The sequence below is a fragment of the Kitasatospora sp. NPDC087861 genome, assembly GCF_044742585.1.
Taxonomy (GTDB): Bacteria; Actinomycetota; Actinomycetes; order Streptomycetales; family Streptomycetaceae; genus Kitasatospora.
In genome coordinates this window covers 17,236-40,894 of record NZ_JBIUUS010000040.1, presented here as the reverse complement: position 1 = coordinate 40,894, position 23,659 = coordinate 17,236, and the positions used below count along the sequence as shown (strand labels likewise).

Below are 23,659 nucleotides of genomic sequence, written 5' to 3'. Positions count from 1 at the left end.
GGCGGGCCTCCGTGAGACGGGCGGACGCAATTGGGCAACCGGTCCGGCCCCGTCAACACCACCAGCAGAACACCGCGGCCAAAACCGCAGAACTCCACCGGAGCCACCCATGCTATCCGACCAGGACCCCCGCGACGAACAGCCGCACGACGCACCGACGTACGGCGATCTCGTCACCCTCACGCCGGCGGCCGCCGCCGGTGCCCCCGCCGCCGACCACTACCTGATCGCCGACCTCACCGACCACCCCGGCAGCGGCGTGCACACCATCGCCGACCCCGTCGAGCGGCCGCTGATGTACGTGCTCTGGCTCCCGGAGGACCACCCCCGGTACCAGGACTGGGCGATGAGCGTCACCCGCGAGCAGATCGCCGGGGTCGTGCGGCACACCGAGGACGGGGTCCGGACATGGCGACCCTGACCGCCGCCGGAACCCTGTTCCTGCCGCGCCAACGGGTCGCCCTCCCCGAGGAGACCCCCGTGAACCCCGCGCACCGACCCGCCGACGACCTGCGGCTCGACCAGGCCGTACGCCTGCTCGCCGAGCACCCCGAGGCCGACACCGCCGACCTCGCCCACGCCGCCCACCAGCAGCACGGCAGCCCCGAATCCACCTGGCGCCGCCTCATCACCCAGACCCGCGCCGAGCTCACCGACCGCACCGGCCTCATCGAGGCGACCGGCCTCAGCCGCAGAACCCTGAACCGCCTGTGGGCCGAGCGCGCCGACAACGGCCACCCCGTCCCCGTCACGGTCGACGGCGTGATGCACTGGCACCCCCGGCACTGGCAGACCTGGCACACCGGCCTCACCGAGGAACGCGCCACCCAGCACCAGGCCGACGCCGGCGGCATCACGCGCGACGGCGAACCGGACGACCTCGTGCCCTGGCGCGAGCTCGGCCGCATCCTCGGCCACAAGGACGGCACCACCGTGGCCGGCTGGCGCAAGGACCCGCCCGCCGGACCCATCGGCGACTTCCTGCGCGACGAGGAGCCGGACGGCGAAATCCTCTACCGCGGCCAGCTCCAGCCGGCCTACCGGCGCCAACGCCTCTGGGACATCGCCGCCCAGGCGCCCAGGCGCGGGCAATCCGGCGCGAACCGCGGCGCCGGCCGCCGCACCGGCACCCCCCATATCCACGCCCACCGCGACACCGCCCGGCGCCTAATCGCCGAACATCCGGACTGGACCACCGCCGACCTCATCCGCGCCGCCATCCAGCAGGTCCCCGACGGCCCCGGCAAAACCATGTGGCGACGGATCATCGAAACCGCCCGCACCGACTCCGGGACGGACGCCCCGTGACCACCGGACACCCCCGAGACGAGGCCGCCGCCCATGCCCGTTGACGACCACCACCCCGAGATCGCCGCCGCACTACCCAGGGACCTGGACGTCGACCTCGGTCCCTACCTCCGCGACGCGTTCGCCGTCCCCGCCGACGAGCCGGACGACGACGGCCCCGACGACGACTGCGATTGCCACGACCAGGACGACTACGACCGCGACGAACCGGGTGACTGCCACTGCGAGCCCGCACCCGACGACGACGAGGAGCCCGTCCGGCTCCGCCACGACCCCGTCCGCGGACTCGACGTCCTGCGGCTCAGCCACGTCCCCCGCACCGCCGTCGAGGACGGGCACGCCGAACTCTCCCTGCACCGGCCGATGCTCGCCCTGATGCGGCGGGAGATCGGCGCGTGGCTGGAGGCCGCCACCCTGCACGACCTCCAGGCCGCCGGCTTCACCGCCACCGTGACCAGCAGCGGCCCGCCGCTCACCGTCACCGGCAACTACCCGACCCTCCACCGGCTCGCCGACGCCGGACTCACCGACCCCTGGGGCTACACCGCCGCCAGGTACAAGACCGCCCCGGACAGCACCCTGGACGACGGCGTGCTCTACCTCGGCCCCATGCCCTGACCCCCAGACCTACGGGCAGGCCCGCAGACGAATCCCCGTTCAGCCCACGCCTCCACCCGCCGCCCGACAGAATGCGACGAGCGGCATGCAGCTCCTCCCCGCACCCGCGGGGGTCAGCGCCGGTCCGTCAGGTCCGCGCGCGCTGCACATCCCCGATCACGGAGGACCACCATGCCCCAGACCATCACCAAGCCCGCCGCCGAGCTGCAGGTCGGCGAGATCTTCACCTCCCCCGCCAGCCTCATCAACCCGCGCGGCTCCGAACCGCACCTGTGCACGGACGCCCCGGAGCGCCTCGGCACCGTCGGCCCGGACGCCAAGCTGATCCGCACCTTCGGCGTCCCCTACGACCGCGCCGGCCACCTGCCGGACGGCACGCTGGAGTTCGGCCGCACCCTCCACGCCACGTTCAACATCCCCGCCGACACCTTCGTGACCGTGCACGGCACGGCTGTCCAGAGCGGACTCCAGGTCCCCGGCGAGCCCCCGACCAGCATCCGGGACGAGACCGGGCGGCGCCGTCAGAGCTGGACCCGCGAGGTCCGCCGGATCTCCCACTCCAAGCAGTACACCCCGGACAGCCTGTTCAACCGGTTCGGATTCCAGCGCGCCCTCTGCAAGGCCACCAAGTACGGCGCGCTCCCCGCGGACCTCGCCACCGTCTCGGACCTCCCCGAGGCCCGGATCACGGAGTTCCTCGCCACCGCCCCGCCCCGCCTCTTCGACTGCTGACCACGACGCCGGGCCGCGACGTACTGTCGCGGCCCGGCCGTACCTGAGTACCCGTACTCATGACCCCTAGCCAGGCACCCAGCAGGATGACAGATACCTGATCAACTGGGCCCACCCGAGCCTCCGTCAACCAACGCCGGAAAGCGCCGTTTAGCCGGCCACAGGGCATACGGAACCAGGCTCGTTGACGCGGCCACCACGTCAACGAGCCTGGCAGGTACCAGGACACGGGGACCGATTCGGCCAACCCGATAGGACAAAAGGGAAAAATGGTGCAATCTGACGGCTCGTCAATCCAGACTCCGGAAAAAAGATCGCGCCACGCCGTGAAAGTTGTGCACCACAATGCCCTGTCCCACTAGGATCTTGGCTATGGCAGCACCACGAGGACGTCAGCAGCGCGGAAGGTCGGCCGAGTTCCCCCCGGACCGGCCGATCCTTGCGACTGCCCGGCTGGCCCCTGGTGACCCGCTCCGCCCCGGATTCGAGCAGTTGGTTAGGTCGATGGGAGTGTCGGGCGCCGAGGTTGTGCGCATTGCCCTGCAGTCGCTGATTGAGCATCACCGGCCGATGGCCCGCCACCACGAGGAGGCAGGGACCATGACGTAACAGGCCCAGCTCCGGACTCTTACCCACCGGCTTCCTAACCCGGCGGGCGGTCCACGGAGCGTCCCCGGTGTCTCAGCATCCCAGGTCACCACACCCAGCTGAGATCACCCATCAATCACACAAGACGTTTGTTCGGACGACGGTTGGTTCCTAGGCCAACTGGCGCCCTTTTACGCCCTGGAGCCCTGCCATCGTAGCGCAGACCGGCGGCGACGGGACCCCCATGTCCGAGTCCGGCGTGTTGCCGGATTATCGACTTAGCGATCCGTGCGCCGCACTTGACGTGGACCCAACACGTGTTTTGACCGTGTTTGTGACGAGGTTGCACCCGAGCGCACTGGTGCGCGCGGCGGCCGAGGATGGCCAGGGTGGTCATCTGAATTCCTACCCGGCCGGGGCGACGATGCCCGTGTCGGAGGCCGTTGCGGAGCATCCGTCGCGCCCGGTGGTGGTCTACCTGACGCAGCGCCGGCGCGGTGTCGACCGGTTCGTTTTGCTGGTCGGGGAGTTCGACACCAAGGCGTGCGGCGCGGGGGCGGCCGAGGAGCACGCCGCCGAGTACGCGTGGATCCTCGCGGAGGGGGGTGTGGCGCCGGTGCCGGCGCGGTCGGGTCCGTCCGGTGGCTGGCACGTGTGGTCAGGGTGTTCGGCCGGGGTGTCGGCGGAGACCGTGGCGCGGATCAACGCGGCGGGCAAGGCGTTGTGGCCGTCCTGGGACAGCAGCCCGCTCAGCAACCCTGCCACCGGCGCGGTCCGTCCGCCCGGTTCACCGCACCGGCACGGCGGGCACAGCCGACTGACGGCCCACACGGTCGAGGAGGCGGTGCGGCTGCTCGGTCCCGCCTCGGCGGGCCCGGAGGCCTACGTCCGGGTGGCGGAGCGGATGGAGGCCCTGGCCGCCGAGCGCGGCCGCGCGATCGTGCTCCGGACGGCGGCAGGCACCCCGGCCCGCGGCGACGGGCCGAGCGTCCCGCCGTCCATCAAGCTGATCGACCCGCGCGACCCGGCCCGGGGTGAACGGCCGGTCGTGCGCCGCGTTGCCGCTGACGAGAACGGCCGCCCCTACATCGCGGACGTGCCGCGCCGGGAACTGACCGGCCGGGCCGCGCGCCAGCTCGCCCGGAAGCTGTCCGACCGCGACGACCACAGCCACCAGTTCCACGCCCCGCTCGTCGACATGGCCGTGCGGGGGTGGCGGTTCGAGCAGGTGGCCGCGGTGGTGCGGGACGCCGCCGCCTCTCCCGCGCTGGAGTGGCTGCGGACCGTCAAGGACGCCACCGGTGCCCGGATCGAGCGCACGGCGGACGACGCCGCCGACCGGCTGGAGAGGGCATGGTGGCTGGCCGTCCAGGACGCCGCCCGCATGCCCCGCCGGCCCACGGACTCCGACGGGTACGACGAGCCGAGCGAGGCCGAGCACGCCGCCGCCGACCTGCGCAGGCGCATGGACGCGGCCGGAGAGGCCCGGTGGGCCCGCGAGAGCGGGCCAGCGGACTACGTCCTGCTGTGCGTGCTGTCCTGGCTGATGATCACCTGCGACAGCCTGGACGTCTCCGCCGACGTGCGCCGCCTCGGCGTGCTGGCCGGTTACTCCCCCGACACCGCCTCCCGGACCCTTCGGCGCCTCATCAAGGACGGCTGGCTGGTCGTCACCAGGGAAGCGATCAAGAGCGCAGGCGAGGCCCGCCGGGTCACGCTCGCCACCTCTCACGAGTGCCCCCCCGACGGCCACCACCACCGCTGTGCCGTCTACGACGTTCCCAAGAGGCGCCAGGGGTCTGACAGAAGTGTCAACGCCGCCCCCCTGAAGGGTGGTGATGCGCACTCTCAGAACCTCCGGACCTCCCTCGGCACTGTGCTGGCGCACGCTCAGAGCGACGTGTGGCACCGGCTCGGACACCACGCGGCCCGTACGCACCGGGTGATCCTGGAGTCCCGTCGAGGCCTGTCCCTGGTGACCCTGGCGAAGCGCACTGGCTACACCCTCCGTACGACCCACAGGCACGTCACCCGCCTTGAGGAGCTGGGGTTGGTCACCACTGTCCAGGGAGCCCAGGGACAGGCCGTGAGGGCGGTCAGGGGGGCGTCGTTGTGGCAGGCGGCCCGTCAGTGCGGAACCGATGGGCGGATCGCCCGTCTCGCCGTACGGGCACGGGTGGAGCAGGAGCGGCACCGGTGGTGGCTGGCCGAGGAGGAATGGTCGGCCCTGGCGAAGGAGGAGAAGCGGGCCCAGGGGCGGCGCCGGGAGGCCGACGAGCTGGTGTTGCCGGGGATGGACCCGGGCCGGCGCAAGTACCCCCGGTTCGAGGACAAGAGCCCCGACCACGCCAGGGCCTACCGGATCGAGGCGGAGCGGATCCAGGCGCCGGGCCTGCTCGTCCACGCGCTGCAGCTCGCCGCGGACGGGCAGTTGGTGGACCCGCCCCGGCTGGCGCCCACCGAGGCGGTGAAGGCCGCGCCGGAGCCGGGCGCGCGACGTCGGCGACGTCGGCCGCGGCCCGCCGGGGTACGGCCCCGCCGCCGGGGCGGCGCCGTACAGATGGCGCTGCCCGGCCTGGCCGGCGGACCCGTCGCCGATGAGCCGTCGGTCACGGCCCTGGCCCTGCAGCTGAGCTGCCCGCACTGCGATGCCCGCTCCGGGCAGCCGTGCGCGCGGTTGGATGGGCAGCCGGCCGCCCGTCTGCACAAGGGCCGCCTGACCAAGGCCCGGCGGCTCCAGGACCGGCAGCGCGCCGCCCGGTACCGGTACGGCGCGTGAACCCGGCCGGGGGGCTTCCCCCGGCCGGGCCAGGACGAACACGACGGCTACAACAGGCCTGCGTCTTTCAGAACGGCGGCGGCCTCCGAGAGCCGTTTGAACGCGGCGTCACCCTTGCCGTGGTGGTGGTCGGGGTGGTGCAGCCGGGCGGCCGTGCGGTACGCGGTTTTCAGCGTCGTCACCCCGTCGTCCCGCAGTTCGGCCAGGTCGAAGAGGACCACCCGCGCCTCGGCCGTCGACAGCCCGCCACGGCGGAAGCCGGACGAGGAGGAGCCGGCACGGCGCCGGCGTTCCTCCTCAGCCCGCCGTCGCTCGTACTCGGCGTGCTGGCGCCGCTGTTCCTCCTGCAGCCGCTCCCACGCGGCTTGCTCGGCGCGTTCCTCCTCCGCCTGGCGTTCCTTCTCGGCGGCCGCCGCCTTGGCCTCCCGGTACCCACGCGCCTTACAGGCGTCAGAACACCACCGCGGCGGCCGCCCGCTCTGCACAGGACGCGTCCAGGAGAACCTGCAGCCGTCACACCACAGCCGCTCAGTCCGCGGCGGCCTGGGCGGGGGCACCCGCCGTTCTCTGACGTTCCGCGCCATAGCACCCATCCCATCCAAAGATTCTGAGGCCCCCTCACCCGAGAGCCCGTCACGTTTCAAATCGTAACGGCCCTTGGCCCTGTGTCACGTTTCAAATCGTGACGCCAGCCGCGGCCGGCGCGTCACGATTTGAAACGTGACAACTACCAGCCTCGGCCCCACGTTAAGTTTCGTTCCGTTCTGTAACGAAACGGAACGAAAGAATAAATCTGTTTTGTTCCGTTTAAGAACAGAACGTTTGAAATTGCGAACGAAACGGAGGATGATGGGCGTATGACCGATGATGTGGCGCTCGGCGCCGTCGAATCCGGGGCCGAGGAGGCCGAGACGCGGTGTGGCCGCCCGGGGTGCCCGCACACCTTCCGCCAGCCGCCGACGGGCCGTCGGCGTATCTACTGCTCGTACGAGTGCCGGCGGGCGATGTTCGACGCCGGACGGGAGGTGAAGAAGGCCGAGGCGCCCGACGGTGCGCGGGACGGCATCCCGCCGCAGGACCTGACCGCGGAGCTGGTGAGCTTGGTCGCCGGCCTTACGCAGGTGGCCGGCGCGTTGCACCGTGAGCGGGCGGAGTTGGATCCCGCGTCGGTGCGCTCCAAGGTGGCCAAGGCCGAGGCCGAGGCCGCCGGTGCCACGGCCAGGGCCGAAGGGCTTCGGGTCAGTGTGGAGGCCGCGGCCGAGGCCATGGCGGAGGCCGCCGAGGAGGTCAAGGAAATTCAGGCCAGAGCGGACGAGGAGGCCCAGGAGGCCGCCCGCGTGATCGCCGAGCTCACCGCGGAGCGCGACCACTACCGCGACACCGCGGCCGCCGAGGCCGAGCACGCCAGCGCGGCACTGGACATGCAACAGGCCGCGCTCGACCACGCCGGCCGCCTCGGGCTCAGGGCCCAGGAGAGCGAGGACCTGGCCGAAGCGGCGCGGGCCCGCGCCGCACAGCTGGAGACGGAGCGTCAGGCCCTGGCTAGCACGGCCGCGGCGGCGGAGGCGACCGCGAGGGCCGCCGTCGACCAGGCCGAGAAGGAGAAGGCCCGCGCCGACAAGGCCGAGGAGAAGGCGACAGCCGCGCGGGACGCCGCCGAGAAGGCCGTGCGGGCGAAGGACGCCGCCGAGCTCAAGCAGAAGAACGCCGAGGACCGCGCCACCAAGGCCGAGAAGGAGAAGGCCGACGCGGTGAAGGCCCAGCGCATCGCCGAGGGGCTGCAGAAGGAGGCCGAGGGGAAGACCGCGGCGGCGGAGGCGACCGCGAGGGCCGCCGTCGACCAGGCCGAGAAGGAGAAGGCCCGCGCCGACAAAGCCGAGGACCGGTTGGCCTCTCTGGCCGTCGCCCTGCTGCCGGTGGCCGAGTCAAAGGCCAAGGCCACACCGGCCGCCACCACCGCTCAGGAGGATGCTCCGGCCGTGACCAGCCAGCCGACGAAGCGCCGCCGCCCCAAGGACGGCGGGGAATAGCCTGAGCCCATCCCCGGGCAAACCGTCGTACCGATGCCCGAACAGGATGACAAGCCGTCGTCGTAACCGGTGCCTCCCTCCTTATCTGGGGTTGGCTCTTTGAATACCAGCAGGTCAGCGGCCCTTTAGCCGGTTAAGCCACATTAGGCACACCCGGAACGTGGGGTGCAGCCGGATACCTGCCCAGGGGTGAACACACCCCCGGCCTCGCGAGGGGGGTGGGGTTCGTTCACCCTGAACGGACCTCCAGAGGCCCCCGTCATGTGCCGATCGTTCAGGGTGAACGAACCTTCCATTACGACGGTCGATAGGAGACGCGGGTGAGCCAGGCCGAGTACGGCTTCGACGCGGCGAAGTTCCGCGCCGCGCGCGCCGCCGCTGGAGCTTCCGTCGCCCAGATCGCCCGTGCCGCCGGGGTCACTGAGCGCGCAGTGGGCCTCTACCTGGCCGGCACCCGCGTGCCCCGGCCGGAGGTGCTACCGCGCCTGGCGGCCGTCGTCGGCGTCGGCCCGGCCGATCTGTGCGCGGTCGAGCACGAGCGGCTGGTCCACCTTCGGGTGTTCACCGGCCGCAGCCGCGCCCAGATGGCGAAGGCGCTCGGCATGGCGGAGGAGACCTACCGCCGGGTGGAGACCACCGGGCACCGCGGCCGGGCGGCGACCAGCCGCTACGACGGCCGCCTCGGCCGTTACATCGCCTGGGAGGAGTGGGCGACGCCCGTGTACGGCGTCACCGCTGAACGGCTCGCTCAAGCTGAGCACCACACCCGTGAGGCGTGGCAGGAACTGCGGGCCGAGCGGCGGCGGTTGTGGATGGAACACCTCGACCAGGTCGAGAGAGACAGGCTCAAGGAGCTCAGCAGGCAGGGGCGCCGAGCGCGCGGTGGAGGCGGGTGACGAACGCAGAGCCGCGCGGCGGCGAGCGGGGAAGCGTTTCGGTCGAAACTCTTCGAACTGACGATCTGGGCGGGGGCGGGAACCGATCGGTTCCCGCCCCCGCCGTCGCACGCAACTGCTGGATGCCTACAGCCGCACCAGGGCGGTGGGGTTGTCCGCCCAGTCGGGAAGGTCGGACAGGTAGCGGTCGAGCGCGCGGGAGCCGGGCCGGTATCGGGCGTGCTGTTCGATCACCGTCCGCACCACACCCCGGCGCTGCATCTCCCGGATCAGCCCGCGTCGCATCGAGTGCCCGGTGTAGCGGGCGCGGGAGCGCCGCAGGCTCCGGCGCTCGGTCCGCAACCGGGCCCGGAACTTGTCCCGGTCGGCGGCAGGCAGCGCGGCCAGGTCGGCCGCCTCGGCGGCGGTGCTCAGGATGCGCCGCTGCTCTGGTGTCCACGGCTCCACCAGGCGGGCAGCCTCGGCGGCCGCCCTGATGATGCCGCGCACCGTTCGCGCGCTGATCCCGTACGAGCGAGTGGCGTCCGCCGTCGGGCGCCCGGCCGGTCGACGGCCGCCGGCCCCGCCGACCCGGCCGTACCGGTCGACCCGTCGCAGCAGCGGCCCCGGTCCGGCCCGCTGTTCGTCCAAGACGCGTACCCACTCCCGGTGCGCGAGGACCGGGCAGAGCTCCGGGGTGTCCTGCGCGAGGATCCGAACCCGGTGGTCGAGTCGGCCGTGCGGGTTGATTTTGTCGGTGGGCACGGTGACCAGCAGCGCGGGGCGCGCGACCGGCCGCCCGGTGACCGGGTCGAGGTACTGGGCCGTCAGCTCCGTCACGTGGGCGCGGTCGAGCCCGGCCGGCTCCGAGCACCGGCCGGCCATGTACCAGTCCAGCAGCAGGGTGTACGCGTCGCGCAGGCCCCGCACGGTCGAGCGGTCGCACGTGGCGACCATCGCGGCCAGGTCCTCCGGCGTGACCGGGGTCGCCTGCAGGGCGCCAGCCGCCTCCGTGCCCTCGCGCGCCTCGGCCGCCGCCCGGTGCGCGATCACCGCGTGGGCCAGGCGTCTGTCCTCCCCGTCCAGCGGGCTCCGCCCGAGCTCAAGCCAGGTGGACAGGGTGCCCAGGTGGGCGTCCAGGGTCGCGGCCGGGTGGTGCAGGTCCGCCAGGTGGGTCAGGTAGTCCGGCAGCGTGCCAGGGTCGACGGGCACCCGCCCGCGCTGCTGGCACCAGGTGGTGTAGCCGCGGACACGCGAGCGGCGGGCGGCCCGGGTGCCAGCCGGCACAGAGTTGGCCGCCCGCCAGGCGGTACGCGCGGAGATGACGCGCCCGGAGGAGGTGACCACCCGCTCCCCCGCCCCCGGGTAGGCCGCCCCCTCGGCGGCCACCAGGACGTCCCTGGCGAGCTGTACCGCGACGTCGACGCTCACCGCGACGCCTCCGCCGTGGCACGCGGGACGGAGCGACCTATCGCGGTCACCGGCTCGACACCCCGGTAGGCCAGACCATCAGGGACTCCACCGGCACCCGGCCATCCGGCGGGCGGGACGAGCGCCTCCCCGGCCGCCTGGCGTACGGCCTCGTCCTGGCAGCAGATGCCGCAGACCGGCACCGAGCGGCCCGGCGTGCTCCGGGAGCGGCCTCCAGTGTCGCCGTCGAACAGCGCGAGGGGGCCGTGGCAGCGCGGGCACTGCTGCGGGTCGGTCGAGCCGACTGCGGTCATTTCGATGCTCCGTTCTTGCCGGACGGGCGGGTCCGCGCGGCGGGCACGAGGCGCCGCAGCAGCCATCCGGCGAGCGCGCCCCACACCGCCCCGCAGCCGGCCAGGAAGGTGATGGTAGACGCGTCGGTGGCGCCGGACTGCGCGCACAGCACCCCGGTGACGAACACGGCGACGACCAGGGCGACGGCGAGCGGCACGTGACGGGTCACTGGTCCGCCTCCATACGGACCCGCGTCACCGCGGCGTCCTGGCGACGGGCCAGGTGCAACAGGACCAAGCGGGCCAGCAGGAAGACCAGGCCGGCCCCGCCGGTCCAGGCAAGGCCTTGGGCGGCCGCGTCGGCAGCCGCCTGGCTCGCGCCGCCGCGCTGCAGGCCGAACAGCGTGCCGGCCCAGAACGCGGTGCCGACGGCGAACCCCACCACCATGACGTTCATCAGACGGGCGGTGCTGCGGTGGGTGGCCGCCGTCGTAGCCGCCCTGTCCATCCGGGGGTGGGTCACGAGTGGTCCTCTCCGTGCGGCTCGCCGGCCACGACGTCGTACATGGGGCAGGTGTGCCATTCCCCCGGCCCGCCGGACGGGGCGACCGGGGCCACGGTGTAGGAGCCCGCCCGGAACTCCAGGACAGGACGGCCGATCTCTGTCTCCACCGCGGTCCACAGGTTGGCGGGCGTGCAGTCGCGCGTGAGCTCATCGGCCAGCACCATGCAGTTGGTTCCACCCGCCCACGCGTCGTCTTTGAAGAGCTGCCAGTTCATCACGTCGGGCGAGCCGAGCAGGTCCCCGGGGAACCAGGCCAGGACGTGGGTGCGGGGGCGGCCGGTGACCGGCAGCGGGGCTGGTCCCAGCCAGAGGAACCGGGACCGGTTGGCGCTGTCGCCGTGGTCGAGGACGTAGCAGCCGGACGGCCACCACGTCCCGTCGTACGAGCCGGCGGTCAGACTGACCGCCGCCGGTTCGGTCCGCTGCCATGTCACCGTCCGGCCGTCGAACGGGCCGCCGATGTAGAGCAGTTCCGTTGGCGTACGCAGTCCTGGAATACCCTCCCAGATCCGCCGGGGGCCGTCGTCGGCGCACCCGTGCCCGGTCAGCGCGTCCCACACCGCCCAGGCGGCCCAGTCCGGTTCGGCCCAGGTGGCCAGTTCCAGCCGCGTCCGGTCGGTCACCGAGCCGTCCGGCCGGAGTCCGGCGAGCACCCAGCCGGATACCGGGGTCCAGGTGATTTGGACCCCGTTGCCCTCCCAGATCTCCGGGTTGACGTACGGGTTGTCCGGGTTCCACCGCCACGCACAGGCCTTCGCCGACTGCTCACAGCTGTCCGGCTGGTTGCCGCCGAGTTCGGCTCGGACCGCCTCCAGGTACCCGTCCGCGCCCGGAGTCGCCGGTAGGCCGAGGTCGAGCATGGTGGTCACCGCAGCGTCTCCGTCCCGCCGTCGACGTCGAGGAGTACCACCCGGCGGGCCGCGGTCCAGTGCAGCCAGCGGTCGGCGGTGAGCGCGGAGACCACGGAGGCCACCCACACGGTGCCCGCCGCCCACATCAGCCACCCCGTCAGGTGCAGGGGACCGTAGCGCAGGACGGTGATCCCGCACACGGTGCCGAGGACGAACAGCACCGCCATGATGAGCCACGTGCGCCTGGACCACGGGAGGGGCCCCGCCGTTTGCACCGACTTGCCCGGCCCGCCGCGTTCGGCGGGCACCATCACCAGGTCTTTCACCAGCACCTCCTACAGGGGTCGACAGGGATTCCACCGGCCGGTGCCGGCTAGCTAGCGGGAACGGCGGGTTCAGCGGTTGTCCGCCGCGTGGCCGGATGCGCGCCAGCGGGCGCGGGGGTCGAGTCCCCGGGCCAGGTCGGTGCCAGCCAGGACGGCGGCGCGGGCCCAGGCGCCGGCGCCGAGGAGGTAGAGGAGCATCAGGATCCGGCCCATCACCGGGCCGAAGCGGGTCAGCGTCCCGCCGATCAGCGGGACGTCGGCCGGCTCACCGAGCGCCCAGCGGTGGACCAGCACGGCGGCGACGGCGGCCCCGGTGAGGGCGGCGAGTACCCGGGCGGTGAACTCGTCCCCGGGCATCGACCCTTCGGGGTCGAGCAGCGGCCGCAGCCAGCCGAACGGGTCGTCCACCACGACGTGCCCCCAACCTCCGCCGACCTCACCCGAGGTGACGGGCTATCGCTGTTCTGTGATTACCGATAAGGGCAGCATATCGGCAATCACCCACCGTGACAGACCAGTTGGCGGCCCGCCACCGAACACCATTTCCGCATCATTGGCTACGCGGACGCGACCGCTGGCGTTTCGGTCGTGACCGCCGTGTTCTCCGCCAGAACGCTCACCCCGCCGTCCGCGTCGGGCAGCCACAGGTCCGCGCGGCGCTCTCGCCCGGCGGAGCCCCGGCCGACGACCCGCAGCTCGACCCGCCGGCGGTCGAGTTGCCCCCACCCGTCGCCGAGCCCTTCCCAGCCTCCCGACCGGGTGTCCACGCGCAGGTGGGCGCCCGGCCACGGGCCCGGGGTGAGCACGACCGTCCCGGCCCGGCGCAGGTGGGCGGCGAGCCGGTCCGCAGCGCGGGCCGGCAGACCCTGGTGGTGCCCGGCCGCGATGATCACCGGGCAGGCGGCGGCCAGGGTCGAGACCACCTCGGCGTAGTGGGCCCCGGGCTCGTCCACCACCAGGACCCGGGCCAGGTCCAGCCCGTACTCGGCCGCGGCGGCCATCCCCAACTCGGGCAGCCCGATCACCGCCGTGTAGCCGTACCGATCGGCGCTGGCCGGGCCGGCGGCGAGTGCCAGGAGCGTGCCGAGGTCGGGGGCGACGGTGACCGTCCCCCTGGCCAGACCACCGTGCGGCAGCAGCGGCCGCAGCGGCTCCAGCACCGGCAGCACCTCGGCACCGGCCTGGCGCGACCGGGCCTCCGGTGACGTCGCCTCCAGCAGCTCGGCCAGCCGATCGGGGCCCGTCTCGCTCGGTCCGTGGACGGCGGCGAGCGTCACCGGACCACCGCCGTTGAGGACGAGGCGGCGACAGGACGCACCGCGGTCCCGTCGGCCAGCAGCCAGCCGGCGGCCTTGTCCTCCCCCCACCGGGCGTAGACGGCCCAGGGGAGATCCGGGGCCGGTGGCCGCCGCCGTTCGAGGACCACGGCTGAGCGCCACGCTCCGCCGAGCCGGACCCAGGCCAGGCTCCAGCACCGATCGGCACCGTCCGGATCGGACGGTCCCACCGCCTCCGGAGCCACGGCGACAGCGTCCGCCACCGGGCCGTTCTCCCCCGGTTCGGGGAGAGGCTCCAGAGCGGGGGTGTGCAGGAACCACCCCCAGGCCGGCGGGAGGGTGGCCTCCGGGCCCCAGCAGACGTGGGCCACCCACACCGCGCCGCCGGGCGGACGGCGCCACACGGTGAGCATCGCGTTCCGCCACTGCCCGTCCAGCCGGATCCGTACCAGCCGCCAGCGCCGGATGTCCCGGGACACCCCGGGCAGCGTCATCAGCTCGCGCGGCGCCGACCGCGCGTCGCCGGACGCGGGGCCGGAGGAGTCGGAGGAGAAAGGGGACATCGAGCTCATAGGAACAAGTGTTCTATTAAAGGTCTGAGTGATCAAACGTCAGCCATTCGGATCCCGGCCGGGGCCGCCCGGCCCCCGGAGCCCGCTTCCGGTCGCCGCGTGCGCGAGGCTGGAGGTATGCCCCGCACCAGGAGCCCCGTGGTGCTGCGTCCGCCGGTGGAGGTGATGCAGCCCGTACTCGTGCGGGCACTGCCGGACGAGGACGCCCTGCCGGGCGGGACGCAGTACACGATCAAGCTGGACGGCATCCGGGCTGTTGCCCACGTACTCGACCGCCACGAAGTGCGGCTGGTGTCGCGGCGCGGCAACGAGCTCGGCCCGCGGTTCCCCCAGCTATTGCCGGCACTGTCCACGCTGCCCGTCGGCCTCTGTCTCGACGGCGAGATCGTGGCCTACGAAGCGGGAGCGGGCGGAAGGCCGGGCCACCTGGACTTCACCGCGCTGCTGCGGACACCGGCCGCCCGGGCGGCCGCCGGCACCCAGGTGCTGTACGTGGTCTGGGACGCTCTGGCGCTGCCCGGTCGCGACATCCGAAGCCGGCCGCTGCGGGAACGGTGGGAGGCCCTGGAAATGGTGTTCGCCGGTGCCCGCCCGCCGCTGCAGCTCTGTATGGCGACCACCAGCAAGGCGGAGGCCGCCACCTGGTACGACACGCTGGAGCCGATGGGGATCGAGGGTCTGGTGGGGAAGGGCCTGGACACTCGGTATCGGCCCACGCACGGCGCCGGCGCCTGGCAGAAGGTTCGCCACACCGAGACGACGGACGCGTTGCTACTCGGGATCACCGGGACTCCTAAGCGCCCGCTGAGCCTGCTGGTCCGCCTCCCCGACGGCCGGACCGCTCTCACCTCCCCGCGCCTCACGCCGGTCCAGGCCCGGCCGATCGCGGACACGCTCGCCGGACGGCTGGCGCCGGGCCCGGCCGGTGAGAGCGCCCCGGTGTGGACGGTCACCGGCCCTCCCCCGCTTGTCGAGGTTGCCATAGGCAGCGGCCGCCACGGCACGGTCCGGGCTATCCGCCTGCGTCTGGAGGAGTAGCTGCAGGCAGCGAGGCACCGACCTACCCGGCAACCTCACCGCTGCCCGGAGGAACCGGCGCACAGGCCCCGAGCCGCGTCCCTCCACGCGCCGTTGCGCCGGCTGCCGCGGTTCGTCACGCTGGAGCCCTGCGAGGAGGCGATGTGATCGCTGGTGAGGCACTGAGCGGCGCCCTGCTGAGCGCCGCAGCCGCAACGGCTGTGTACGGCATCCGGCAAGCAGCCGTCGGGCCCCCGCCCGGGCGTGTCAGCCGAGCACCGGAGTGGCTGAGCAGCGCGCTTATCCTCACCGGTGCCGGTCTGTTCACGCACGCTGTGCTCCGCCCGGCCGATGTCGGACACGAGGCGTTCATGGACTGGTGGGCACTGCTGGGCCCCGGGGTCGCGATGCTGACCGCCCTGGCTGTCATCGCGACTGCCCGAGGCTCCGTGCGCCGCTTGCGTGGGCGGCGCCGCGTGCCGTCGCTGCCGGACGGCGACCTTGCCTCGCTCGGCGCCCGGCACGACCGGGTACGCGAGCGCTACGGCGCGTTGCTGACCGTGGACCGGTTCAGCCGGGCCACCGCCGAACCGACAGGTCCGCTCCGGCTCGCCCTCGCCCAGGCGCTCGTCGTGGCCGGCGAGCGCCGTGCCGACGGCTCCGGCTCGTACGCGGCCCGCAGCGCGTACGCCCGCGCGGTCGGCGAGCTGGAATCGGCCTGGCTGGCCGTCCTAGCCGAGGCGCACGGCCAGGGCGTCGTCCTGCCGGACGACAGGAGCGGCTGACGTCCGGCGACGATCTGGATCCCAACTGGGTTTCTAACGGTCGCCGCCTACCCGTAGACGGAACGGCACATCGCGACGATGTCGGGCGGCAGGTGGCCCGCACCGGCCGCAGCATCGCAGAGCCCGCCGTTCCCGCCGTTGGGGATCGGCGGCGGCGCCGGACGCGCGGGCGCGTTCTGTTGGCCGGGGTACTCGGCTGTCGGGCTGCCCTTCCCGGAGCCGACTGGTCGTGACGGCCCCGGGCGTCGGGCACCGCCCGGCCCGGTGGGCCGGTTGCGGGGCGGCGCCGCGGCGTCCTCCTCGCCGTCCGGCGCTGGCGCGGGATCGGCCGCGTTGGCTGGCAGCTGCGGTGCGGGCGGGGGCGGCGGAAGCGGCGGCGCCACCGGCGGCGGAACCGGAACCGGTGTCGGCGAGGGCGACACCGCCGCCAGCGCGGCCGCCAGCGGCTGCTCTTCCCTGGTGCCCGTCCAGACGGCCGGCCGAGGGTCCGTCCGGTGCTCGCCCACCTCGGTGGCGATGCCGACGAGCGGCACGGCTAGCAGCGGCGCCAGTGCGAGACGTCCGAGCCGACGCCGTCCCGCCTGGGCGAGGACGGGTGCCGAGTCGGGACGGTTCGGCTGGTCTGCGGGTTTCGCAGCGGCCGGCGGCCAAGGAGGAGTGCCGCCGCCATGGCCGACAGCTGTCTCGAAGGCGTCCGCCGCGGCCGCGAAGGCGGCGCCGAGGTCATCCGGAGCGCTCTCCGGCCGGTGGTCGATCATGGTGCACGCCTCCGTCGTTGTCGGCAGGGGTTGGGCGACCGTTAGAAAGGCTCAGAACAGCGCCGGATGATCGGCGGTCCACCGTGGCGCAGGCCGGTCCGGCCCGCGCTTCCTTTGCCGGTGTCGAACCGACTGGTGCGGCGGCGCGGGGAACAGCGTGCCGTGGCCCGCGAACGGGTCACCCGCTGCGATCGCCTCGGCGACGACGGCTTCCAGTTCGTCGGGGGCGCGGGTGCCTTGTCTCAGGGCGTCCAAGACGGCCGTCCGTACCGCCTTCGCGGACGCGTAGAGACCGCGCCGGTCGGCCTTGCCGACCCGGCCCGGGTGGGTGAGCCGGTCGCGGCTCACCGCGTCCGCCAGATTGTCCAACCGGTCACCCTCCTGCAGACACCCCGGGTTGACGCACCAGGACCGGTCACAGTCGTGCCGGATGACAGCGTTCGAGGGGATCGGTCCATGGTGGGCGTGCCACATCCAGCGCGACGGCCGGACGGACGGCGAAGACTGCCCCATCAAGGCTGCGGCTATCGGCGCATGGAATCGCCCGTACCCGTCATCGGATAGCGCTCCCGCGAACACCCAGCAGCGATCGGTGACGACCAGACAGGCCCGCAGCCGTGCCCACTCGCCCAGATCCGCCCGTGGTGGCAGGTCCACCGGCGGACGGACCTCCTCAGGCACGCGAGGCACAGCTACTCGGCAGCGACAGACGCCGCCGACACCGGGCCGACCTGTACGGGAACCGTCCCGCTCTGCCCGGCCAGTTCAGCGTCCGATAGCTGCTCGCTCTGCGTCGCGCTGCTCGGCTCGCCGTCGTCTGCCGCGTCGTCGTCCGTGCTCACCTCGTCGTGGAGCTTCAGGTAAGCGGCGATGTCTCGCGCGTCGAGACCGGCCAGCGCGCCGGCGCGAGCCGCGCCGACCTTGTCGACGAGGTCGGCGACACCGGCCGCAGTCGCCTCCCGCGCCTCTTCCTCCGCGGTCAGCAACTTGAACACCTCGTCGGCCGCGAGCCGTTCGAGTTTCTGCTGTTCGCGCAGCGCGGCCCGCCGGTCCTGAATCTTGTTGTTGCGTGCAGATGCCATGACCGCAGTGTAGGAGGTGATCCGCTGCACCGTCAGCGGTTTCACCGGCACGTCGCCCCAGCTTTCTAACGGTTCCCACCGCCGCCCGGGCCGCAAGCGGCCCGGGCGGCGGGCCGGGGTTCCGCCGGTCACTGTTCCCTGATGGGCGGTGCCCGTCGGGGAGACGGCGCCCCCTGGGGCGCCGAGTGGACGCCGAGGGCGCCCACGGGCCCACGCGAAAGACGTTTGGCGTGAGCCCGCTGCCGAGCGCTCAGCTCGACAGCACCTGTCATCCAGCGAAGCATGGATGACAGGACAGAGCCTTTGCTCAGCTCGCTGAGGATCGAGAAAAGCGCTCGATCCTCAGCGAGCTGAGCAAAGGCAAGGAGAGCTCTCTTCGATCTTGATCGAGAACAGCATTCGATCAAGATCGAAGAGAGCTCGAAAACACGGCACACCTCTTGCACTCCGCGAAAATCCCCACTGTTGATCTTGAAATGAGGCTACCTTCTACTGGTGAACGCCGCTCAGAACCGCCGCGCTGAGGCGGTTCTGTGCCCTGCTTCGGGCCGTGGTGATGCCCGGTGATGACGCTTCACGCGATCTCAGCGGGCAGCGGGATCGACTACCTGATGCGCACCGTCGCCAGCGGCGACGACAAGATCAAGGGCCGCGACCTCGCCGAGTACTGGTCGAGCGGCGGCGACACGCCGGGCGTATGGATCGGCGCCCAGGCGGCGGCCCTGGGGCTCGCCGGGATGGTCACCCAGGAGGCCGCCGACGCGATCTTCAAGGCGGGCGTGAACCCCCTCACGGCGAAGGCACTGGGCCGCAAGTGGCCCACCTATCCGACGGCTGACGAGACGTACGAGCGCCTGCTGGAGCGGGAGCCCAACGCCACCGAGGCCCGGAAAGTCGAGCTCCGGGAGAAGGCCGACAAGCTGGGCGAACGCACCGCGAGGGCAGGATGGGAGAGCGTATTCTCGCCGGTCAAGTCCTGGTCGGTGCTGTGGGGAGTGTCCGGCGACGGGCTCCGTGCCGAACTGGAAGCGGCCGAGGCTGCGGCGTTCGCGAGGGTCTGGGCCCGGCTGGAGACAGCGGCGTCGTGGACCCGGATCGGCCCCCAAGGCGTCGCCCAGGTCGAGGCCAGTGGGCTGATCGCCGCAGCGTTCATCCACCGCACCAGCCGGGCTGGCGACCCCGACTTCCACCGGCACGTCGCCGTCTCGGCCAAGGTCCAGACGGAGGACGGCCGTTGGCTGGCACTGGACGCCCGGCCACTCCACCGCGTCACGGTGGCACTCAGCGAGATGTACACCACCGAGCTTGAGCGGGAGATGTGGCGGCGTTTCAGGATCACCGCCGCCCCTCGCGAGGATTCGATCCGGCCTGGCAAGCGCCCCATCCGCGAGTACCTCGGCGTGTCCGGCAGCATGGTCAGCCTGTTCTCCCAGCGCCGCAGGCAGACAGAGAAGGCCCTGGAGAAGCTCCTGGCGGCCTTCCAGGAGCGGGAGGGGCGCGCGCCAAGCCGGGCCGAGCAGTACGCCCTCGCCCAGGCCGCCGCGCTGACCGCCCGTCCGGACAAGATGCCAGGTAGCGTCGGCGACGAGCGCCGACGGTGGCGCGAAAGGCTCTGGCGGGCCGGAGTCTTCATGCCGTCGACCCTGGTCGCAGCGGCCCAGCAGGCCACCACTACGGCGCTGACCGAACCGCAGGACCTGCCAGCCCTCGCCGACGTCGCCGCCGCCATCCTTGATGTCCTGGAACACGACCGCGAGAGCTGGACCCGAGACAACGCGACCGCCGAGGCCTACCGGCAGCTCACCGCCGCCGGGTGGCACCTGGCCGCCGGAGAGCAGTTCGACACCGTGCTCTCCGACGTGGTGGACCACGTGCTGCACCCCGACCAGTGCGAACTCATCACCCCACCGGAGCCCCTAACGATCCCCAGCCGCTACCTGCGGCTGGACGGAAGTCCGATTTTTTCCCAGGTCAGGGCCTCCCGCTACACCTCCCACCGCATCAAGGGATGGGAGAACGATCTGGTCGAGGCGAAGGCCCAGCCCGCCGTCGTCCAGCAGCTCACCGCCGAGCAGATCGACGCCGCCCTGGCTCTCGCCGACGCCGAACGAGGGTTCCAGCCGACCGAGGAACAGCGCGCCGCCGTGCACGCGGTGTTCACCCGGGCCCGGCGTCTGCAGGACATCAGCGGGTACGCCGGCACCGGCAAGACCACCATCATGAAGCTGATCAAGGAAGTGGCCGACCAGCACGGCATCCCCGTTCTCGGCCTGGCGGGCGGGCAGGTCCAGGCGGACACCCTGGCCGAGGCCGCCGGCATCCGGACCGAGAACATCGCCCGCTGGCTCACCCTGTCGAAGCTGCTCGGTGAGCGCACGACGTTCAAGAACGCGGCGGAGATCCAGGCGAAGCTGCGGTGGACACTACGGCCGGACACGATCGTCATCGTCGACGAGGCGGGGCAGGCCAGCACCCCGGACCTGCACGCCATCCTGCACCAGGTCGAGGAAGCCGGCGGCCGGATGCTGCCGGTCGGCGACTCGCGCCAACTCGGATCACCCGGAGTCGGCGGCGCCTTCGCGCTGCTGGAAGACGAGACCACCATCTACCTCACCGAGGTGAGGCGCTTCCGCAACGCTGGCGGAGACCTGCGCGAATGGGAGATCGACGCGGCCAACGCCGTATCCCGGGGCGACGCAGAGACGTCGTGGCAGGCCTACAGCTCCCGCGGCCGCGTCCACGTCGGCACCCTTGCGGAAATGCTGGACGAGGCCTATCGGCGGTGGCAGGCCGACGTCGCCGACGGGCTCGCCAGCGTGCTGATCGCACCGACCAACGCTCTCGCCGCCGAACTCTCGGACCGGGCCCGCGCCGACCGGATCGCCGCCGGAACCGTCGATGACACCCACACCCTCCCCCTGTCCGACGGGAACCAGGCCGGCCGCGGCGACCAGGTTGTCACCCGCGTCAACAACCGCGATCTGACGTGCGAGGACACCCGCCAGTGGGTCCGCAACGGCGACATCTGGACCGTTATCGAGATCCGTGGTGGCGCGCTACTCGTCGAGCACACCATCACCCGGGGCCGCACGCTGCTGCCCGCCGACTACGCGACCAGCGCCGTCGAACTCGGCTACGCGATCACCAAGGACCGGGTCCAGGGCGTCACCGTCAAGACCGGGCACGGCCTGTTCACGATCGGGATGGACCGCAACTCGGCCTACCCCACGCTCACCCGCGGAGCGCTGGAGAACCACGCCTACATCGCCACGGACCAGGGCATCATCCCCGAGTCAGGCGAGCCGGGCCGACCGCTGACCGGACACCAGGCATGGGCCGCGATCGTCGCCCGCGACGGCACCCAGCTGTCCGCGACCGCCCGCCAGCGCAAGGCATTCGACGAGTCCGAGAGCGTCCGGACCAACGCCCCGCGCCTGTGGTTCGTGCTGGACGAGCTCGCGGACGAGGAGGCAAAGGCCGCGATCATCGCCCTAATCGGCCCCACGATCGGGGGCCTGATCGTGGCCGCCTCCGCGTGGCCGGCCCTGCGGGCCCAGCTCACGCGGCTGGCCGACGAGGGGCTGGACACCGACGCGTTGGTGCGCGCGGCCGACGCGAGCCGTGAATGGGACAACAAGGTTCAGGACCACGCCGCCGCCATGCACGCGCGCGTGCGGTGGCTCCTGGAGGACGAGGACGGCAACCCGATCCCGGGGGCCGCCGAGCAGTACGCGCTGCCCGAAGGCGCGCCCCGGCCCACCAGCGCGGCGACCTACGAAGAGGACGCCCAGGCCACCGGCGCGGACTTCTTCGCCGCCTACGGTCTGCGTCTTCCCACCCCAGAGGCCGAGGACCGCGACGACCGGCACGACTACGTCGACGAGCTGGTGGGGGCCATCCGCGCTCGCGTCGACCACCTCGCCCAGCAGGCCCAGCAGGACGCCCGGGAGGGCGAAGGGTGGGCGGCAGCCTACGGTCCGGAGCCCGTCGGCAGCGTGGCCGAGGCCGTCGCGTGGCGCGACCGGATCGCCGCCGCAGCCCAGTTCCGTGACCTGGCCAACTACGCCGGTGCCGACCCCGTCGGCCCAGCGCCGACCGAGGACGAGCCGCACCTGCGCGGGCTCTGGCGGGCCGCCCAACAGGCCGACGACGCCATCCAGGCGTACAGCCGCGCGCTGCAGCTCGCCGCCGAGGGCGCCACCTGGTTGGACGCATTCGGTACCCCGCCGGCGCCCGGCGACCCCACCCGCGCCGCATGGGCGGCCGCCGTCCACGCGGCCGACACCTACCGTCGGCTGTGGGAGATCGGACACGAGAGCGCCGCCATCGGACCGGAGCCGACCGAGCCGGTCCAGCGCGCCGACCATCGGGCCGCTCAGGCCGCTCAGGCCACCTACCAACTGCTCCGCGAGATCCCGGCACTGGCCGAAGCCGACGCCGAGACCCTGGCCGTCGTCATCGCCCAGGGTAACCAGAGCGCCCCCGTAGCCCAGGCTGCGGCCGACGCCATCGCCCAGTACGACGCTGCCCGACGCGCGGAGACCGCCGCCATCCAGGCCGCCGAAGATGCGGTGAACCGCGCCGCCGAGGCCCACGCCCAGACCGGGGACAAGGAGGTGCCACCGGCCCGGCTCGCCGAACTCGACCGCGAGGCCGACCGCGCCCAGGCCGCCGCGCTGCACGCCACCTCCGCTGTGGAGACGGCCAGTCACCAGGTCGACGCCACCGCTCCGGGCGCGATCGAGGCCCGCGAGCAGATGCGCCGCGCCGAGCAGGCCCGCCGAGTCCTGGCCCGCCGCACGCTCACCCCCCGCCCGGACGACGGCCCCGGCCTGACCCCCGGGCCGAGCCCGTTCGACGCCCGCCGGCATGGCCGCCTGACCGACCGCGAGCTGGTCGGTGCCGCCCAGCGCGCCGTCGCCCTGGCCGTCGAGATCGACAGCACCGCCCCGAAGGCCGAGGCCAACCGGGCGCACGCCGCCGTCGCCGTCCAGGCCGCCGCCGAACTGCGCGAGCACGCTGCCGAACTGCGCGCCGAGTACGCCACCCGCGCCGTGATGGCACCCGAAACGCGTGCCCAGGAGGACGCCGACCGGCTCGCCGCCCGCCAGCGAAGCGCCCAGGCCCGACTCCTCGGCGCCCACCAGGACACCACCGGCCCCGAGGCCCTGCACACCGAGCGCGGCCGTACCCGCACCGCGCCGACGCCTGAGAACGCCCCCAAGCGCCCCACCGAGAACGCCAAGACCAGCGCCCCCGTGACGGACCGCCGGACCAGGCCCGAGACCGAGGCGAAGGCGAAGGCCCCGCGCAACCGCGCCGAGGCCAAGTTGCTGAACGCCTACGGCGACACCACCGGCCCCGAAGCGCTCGACTCGTGCCGGTCCCGCACCGCCCCGAAGCCCAGGCCCGAGAAGGCCCAGCCCAAGGCCGTCCAGCCCGAGGCCGCGCCGAAGAAGGCGGCCCCGAAGACGCGGCCGAACGCGTCGAAACGCCTCGATGCCGCGTACAGCCACGGCGAGGCCCCGTCGAAGAAGGCCACCCCCAAGGGCCGGCGGATGCCGGGCGAGGACCCGAGCCGCCGGCGGCCGCCACCCCGTGACCCGGGGGCACCGCGGATCTGACCGCGCGGCACGTGCGGCCCAGTGGCTACGGCTCTTGCCGCGCTCACCCGCGTCTCCTACCCGCCGTAGTTTGAGGGGGTCCGTTCAGGGCGAACGATTGGCAACCAGTCCGGATCGGCGGAGGTTCGTTCAGGGTGAACGAACCCTGAGAGAGTCGGGTCTCTCGCGG

23 protein-coding genes are annotated in these 23,659 nt (G+C 72.8%); 10 read left to right on the top strand and 13 right to left on the bottom strand.

Translation table 11 applies throughout. The annotated features are described in order from the left end of the window. Window positions 1–109 precede the first annotated feature (109 nt). The 5 genes from ACIOJE_RS35095 (at window position 110) to ACIOJE_RS35075 (ending at window position 6,025) form a co-directional block, all read left to right on the top strand. Window positions 110–421 carry a DUF6211 family protein gene (locus ACIOJE_RS35095; RefSeq protein ID WP_400781948.1) on the top strand — a complete coding sequence of 104 codons (312 nt, stop codon included), beginning with the start codon at window positions 110–112 and terminating at the stop codon, window positions 419–421. Beyond that, window positions 409–1,308, top strand: coding sequence for a hypothetical protein (locus ACIOJE_RS35090; protein ID WP_400781946.1), 900 nt, complete (start codon window positions 409–411; stop codon window positions 1,306–1,308). The genes ACIOJE_RS35095 and ACIOJE_RS35090 overlap by 13 nt, the downstream gene beginning before the upstream one ends. Window positions 1,309–1,341: 33 nt before the next feature. Next, window positions 1,342–1,926, top strand: coding sequence for a hypothetical protein (locus ACIOJE_RS35085; protein WP_400781944.1), 585 nt, complete (start codon window positions 1,342–1,344; stop codon window positions 1,924–1,926). A gap of 171 nt (window positions 1,927–2,097) precedes the next feature. Continuing rightward, on the top strand, window positions 2,098–2,658 hold the full coding sequence (locus tag ACIOJE_RS35080) for a hypothetical protein (protein ID WP_400781942.1): 561 nt from the start codon (window positions 2,098–2,100) through the stop codon (window positions 2,656–2,658). Between the two features lie 1,018 nt (window positions 2,659–3,676). Continuing rightward, window positions 3,677–6,025 carry a helix-turn-helix domain-containing protein gene (locus ACIOJE_RS35075; protein WP_400781939.1) on the top strand — a complete coding sequence of 783 codons (2,349 nt, stop codon included), beginning with the start codon at window positions 3,677–3,679 and terminating at the stop codon, window positions 6,023–6,025. 47 nt (window positions 6,026–6,072) lie between these two features. Here ACIOJE_RS35075 and ACIOJE_RS35070 read toward each other — a convergent pair whose 3' ends face one another. Further along, window positions 6,073–6,510 (bottom strand): DnaJ domain-containing protein, encoded by a 438-nt coding sequence (locus ACIOJE_RS35070; RefSeq protein ID WP_400781937.1) that lies wholly within the window; start codon window positions 6,508–6,510, stop codon window positions 6,073–6,075. A gap of 372 nt (window positions 6,511–6,882) precedes the next feature. Between ACIOJE_RS35070 and ACIOJE_RS35065 the strand changes: the two genes are divergently transcribed. Both ACIOJE_RS35065 and ACIOJE_RS35060 read left to right on the top strand, forming a co-directional pair. Then, window positions 6,883–8,055 carry a hypothetical protein gene (locus ACIOJE_RS35065; protein WP_400781936.1) on the top strand — a complete coding sequence of 391 codons (1,173 nt, stop codon included), beginning with the start codon at window positions 6,883–6,885 and terminating at the stop codon, window positions 8,053–8,055. Window positions 8,056–8,375: 320 nt separating this feature from the next. Next, window positions 8,376–8,951, top strand: coding sequence for a helix-turn-helix domain-containing protein (locus ACIOJE_RS35060; protein ID WP_400781933.1), 576 nt, complete (start codon window positions 8,376–8,378; stop codon window positions 8,949–8,951). A gap of 126 nt (window positions 8,952–9,077) precedes the next feature. Here ACIOJE_RS35060 and ACIOJE_RS35055 read toward each other — a convergent pair whose 3' ends face one another. From ACIOJE_RS35055 to ACIOJE_RS35015, 9 genes are all read right to left on the bottom strand, one after another. Continuing rightward, complete coding sequence (locus tag ACIOJE_RS35055; protein ID WP_400781931.1) at window positions 9,078–10,361, bottom strand: hypothetical protein; 1,284 nt, start codon at window positions 10,359–10,361, stop codon at window positions 9,078–9,080. Further along, a complete protein-coding gene (locus ACIOJE_RS35050) occupies window positions 10,358–10,654 on the bottom strand; it encodes a hypothetical protein (RefSeq protein WP_400781930.1) in 297 nt (98 codons plus the stop codon). The genes ACIOJE_RS35055 and ACIOJE_RS35050 overlap by 4 nt, the downstream gene beginning before the upstream one ends. Next, window positions 10,651–10,863 carry a hypothetical protein gene (locus ACIOJE_RS35045; RefSeq protein WP_400781927.1) on the bottom strand — a complete coding sequence of 71 codons (213 nt, stop codon included), beginning with the start codon at window positions 10,861–10,863 and terminating at the stop codon, window positions 10,651–10,653. The genes ACIOJE_RS35050 and ACIOJE_RS35045 overlap by 4 nt, the downstream gene beginning before the upstream one ends. Next, entirely contained in the window at window positions 10,860–11,141 is a 282-nt protein-coding gene (locus ACIOJE_RS35040; RefSeq protein ID WP_400781925.1) for a hypothetical protein, read from the bottom strand. The genes ACIOJE_RS35045 and ACIOJE_RS35040 overlap by 4 nt, the downstream gene beginning before the upstream one ends. 11 nt (window positions 11,142–11,152) lie before the next feature. Beyond that, window positions 11,153–12,067, bottom strand: coding sequence for a hypothetical protein (locus ACIOJE_RS35035; protein WP_400781923.1), 915 nt, complete (start codon window positions 12,065–12,067; stop codon window positions 11,153–11,155). After that, window positions 12,064–12,375 (bottom strand): hypothetical protein, encoded by a 312-nt coding sequence (locus tag ACIOJE_RS35030; RefSeq protein ID WP_400781921.1) that lies wholly within the window; start codon window positions 12,373–12,375, stop codon window positions 12,064–12,066. The genes ACIOJE_RS35035 and ACIOJE_RS35030 overlap by 4 nt, the downstream gene beginning before the upstream one ends. Window positions 12,376–12,444: 69 nt before the next feature. After that, window positions 12,445–12,786 (bottom strand): hypothetical protein, encoded by a 342-nt coding sequence (locus ACIOJE_RS35025; protein ID WP_400781918.1) that lies wholly within the window; start codon window positions 12,784–12,786, stop codon window positions 12,445–12,447. Between the two features lie 146 nt (window positions 12,787–12,932). Then, window positions 12,933–13,652, bottom strand: coding sequence for a hypothetical protein (locus tag ACIOJE_RS35020; protein WP_400781916.1), 720 nt, complete (start codon window positions 13,650–13,652; stop codon window positions 12,933–12,935). Next, window positions 13,649–14,224 (bottom strand): hypothetical protein, encoded by a 576-nt coding sequence (locus tag ACIOJE_RS35015; protein ID WP_400781914.1) that lies wholly within the window; start codon window positions 14,222–14,224, stop codon window positions 13,649–13,651. Before ACIOJE_RS35015 ends, ACIOJE_RS35020 begins: the two co-directional genes overlap by 4 nt. A gap of 117 nt (window positions 14,225–14,341) precedes the next feature. Between ACIOJE_RS35015 and ACIOJE_RS35010 the strand changes: the two genes are divergently transcribed. Both ACIOJE_RS35010 and ACIOJE_RS35005 read left to right on the top strand, forming a co-directional pair. After that, on the top strand, window positions 14,342–15,262 hold the full coding sequence (locus ACIOJE_RS35010; RefSeq protein WP_400781911.1) for a DNA ligase: 921 nt from the start codon (window positions 14,342–14,344) through the stop codon (window positions 15,260–15,262). A gap of 143 nt (window positions 15,263–15,405) precedes the next feature. Next, window positions 15,406–16,026, top strand: a complete 621-nt coding sequence (locus ACIOJE_RS35005) for a hypothetical protein (protein ID WP_400781908.1) — start codon at window positions 15,406–15,408, stop codon at window positions 16,024–16,026. 47 nt (window positions 16,027–16,073) lie between these two features. On the opposite strand, the gene ACIOJE_RS35000 is transcribed toward ACIOJE_RS35005, so the two are convergent. Genes ACIOJE_RS35000 through ACIOJE_RS34990 form a run of 3 tightly spaced genes read right to left on the bottom strand, consistent with a single transcriptional unit; the run spans window position 16,074 to window position 17,866 of the window. Then, a complete protein-coding gene (locus tag ACIOJE_RS35000; protein ID WP_400781905.1) occupies window positions 16,074–16,784 on the bottom strand; it encodes a hypothetical protein in 711 nt (236 codons plus the stop codon). A gap of 51 nt (window positions 16,785–16,835) precedes the next feature. Further along, entirely contained in the window at window positions 16,836–17,441 is a 606-nt protein-coding gene (locus tag ACIOJE_RS34995) for an HNH endonuclease (RefSeq protein WP_400781902.1), read from the bottom strand. 35 nt (window positions 17,442–17,476) lie between these two features. Then, window positions 17,477–17,866, bottom strand: coding sequence for a hypothetical protein (locus tag ACIOJE_RS34990; RefSeq protein ID WP_400781900.1), 390 nt, complete (start codon window positions 17,864–17,866; stop codon window positions 17,477–17,479). Window positions 17,867–18,432: 566 nt separating this feature from the next. On the opposite strand from ACIOJE_RS34990, the gene mobF reads away from it, so the two are divergent. Beyond that, on the top strand, window positions 18,433–23,490 hold the full coding sequence (gene mobF / locus ACIOJE_RS34985) for a MobF family relaxase (protein WP_400781898.1): 5,058 nt from the start codon (window positions 18,433–18,435) through the stop codon (window positions 23,488–23,490). The last annotated feature ends 169 nt before the right edge of the window (window positions 23,491–23,659 follow it).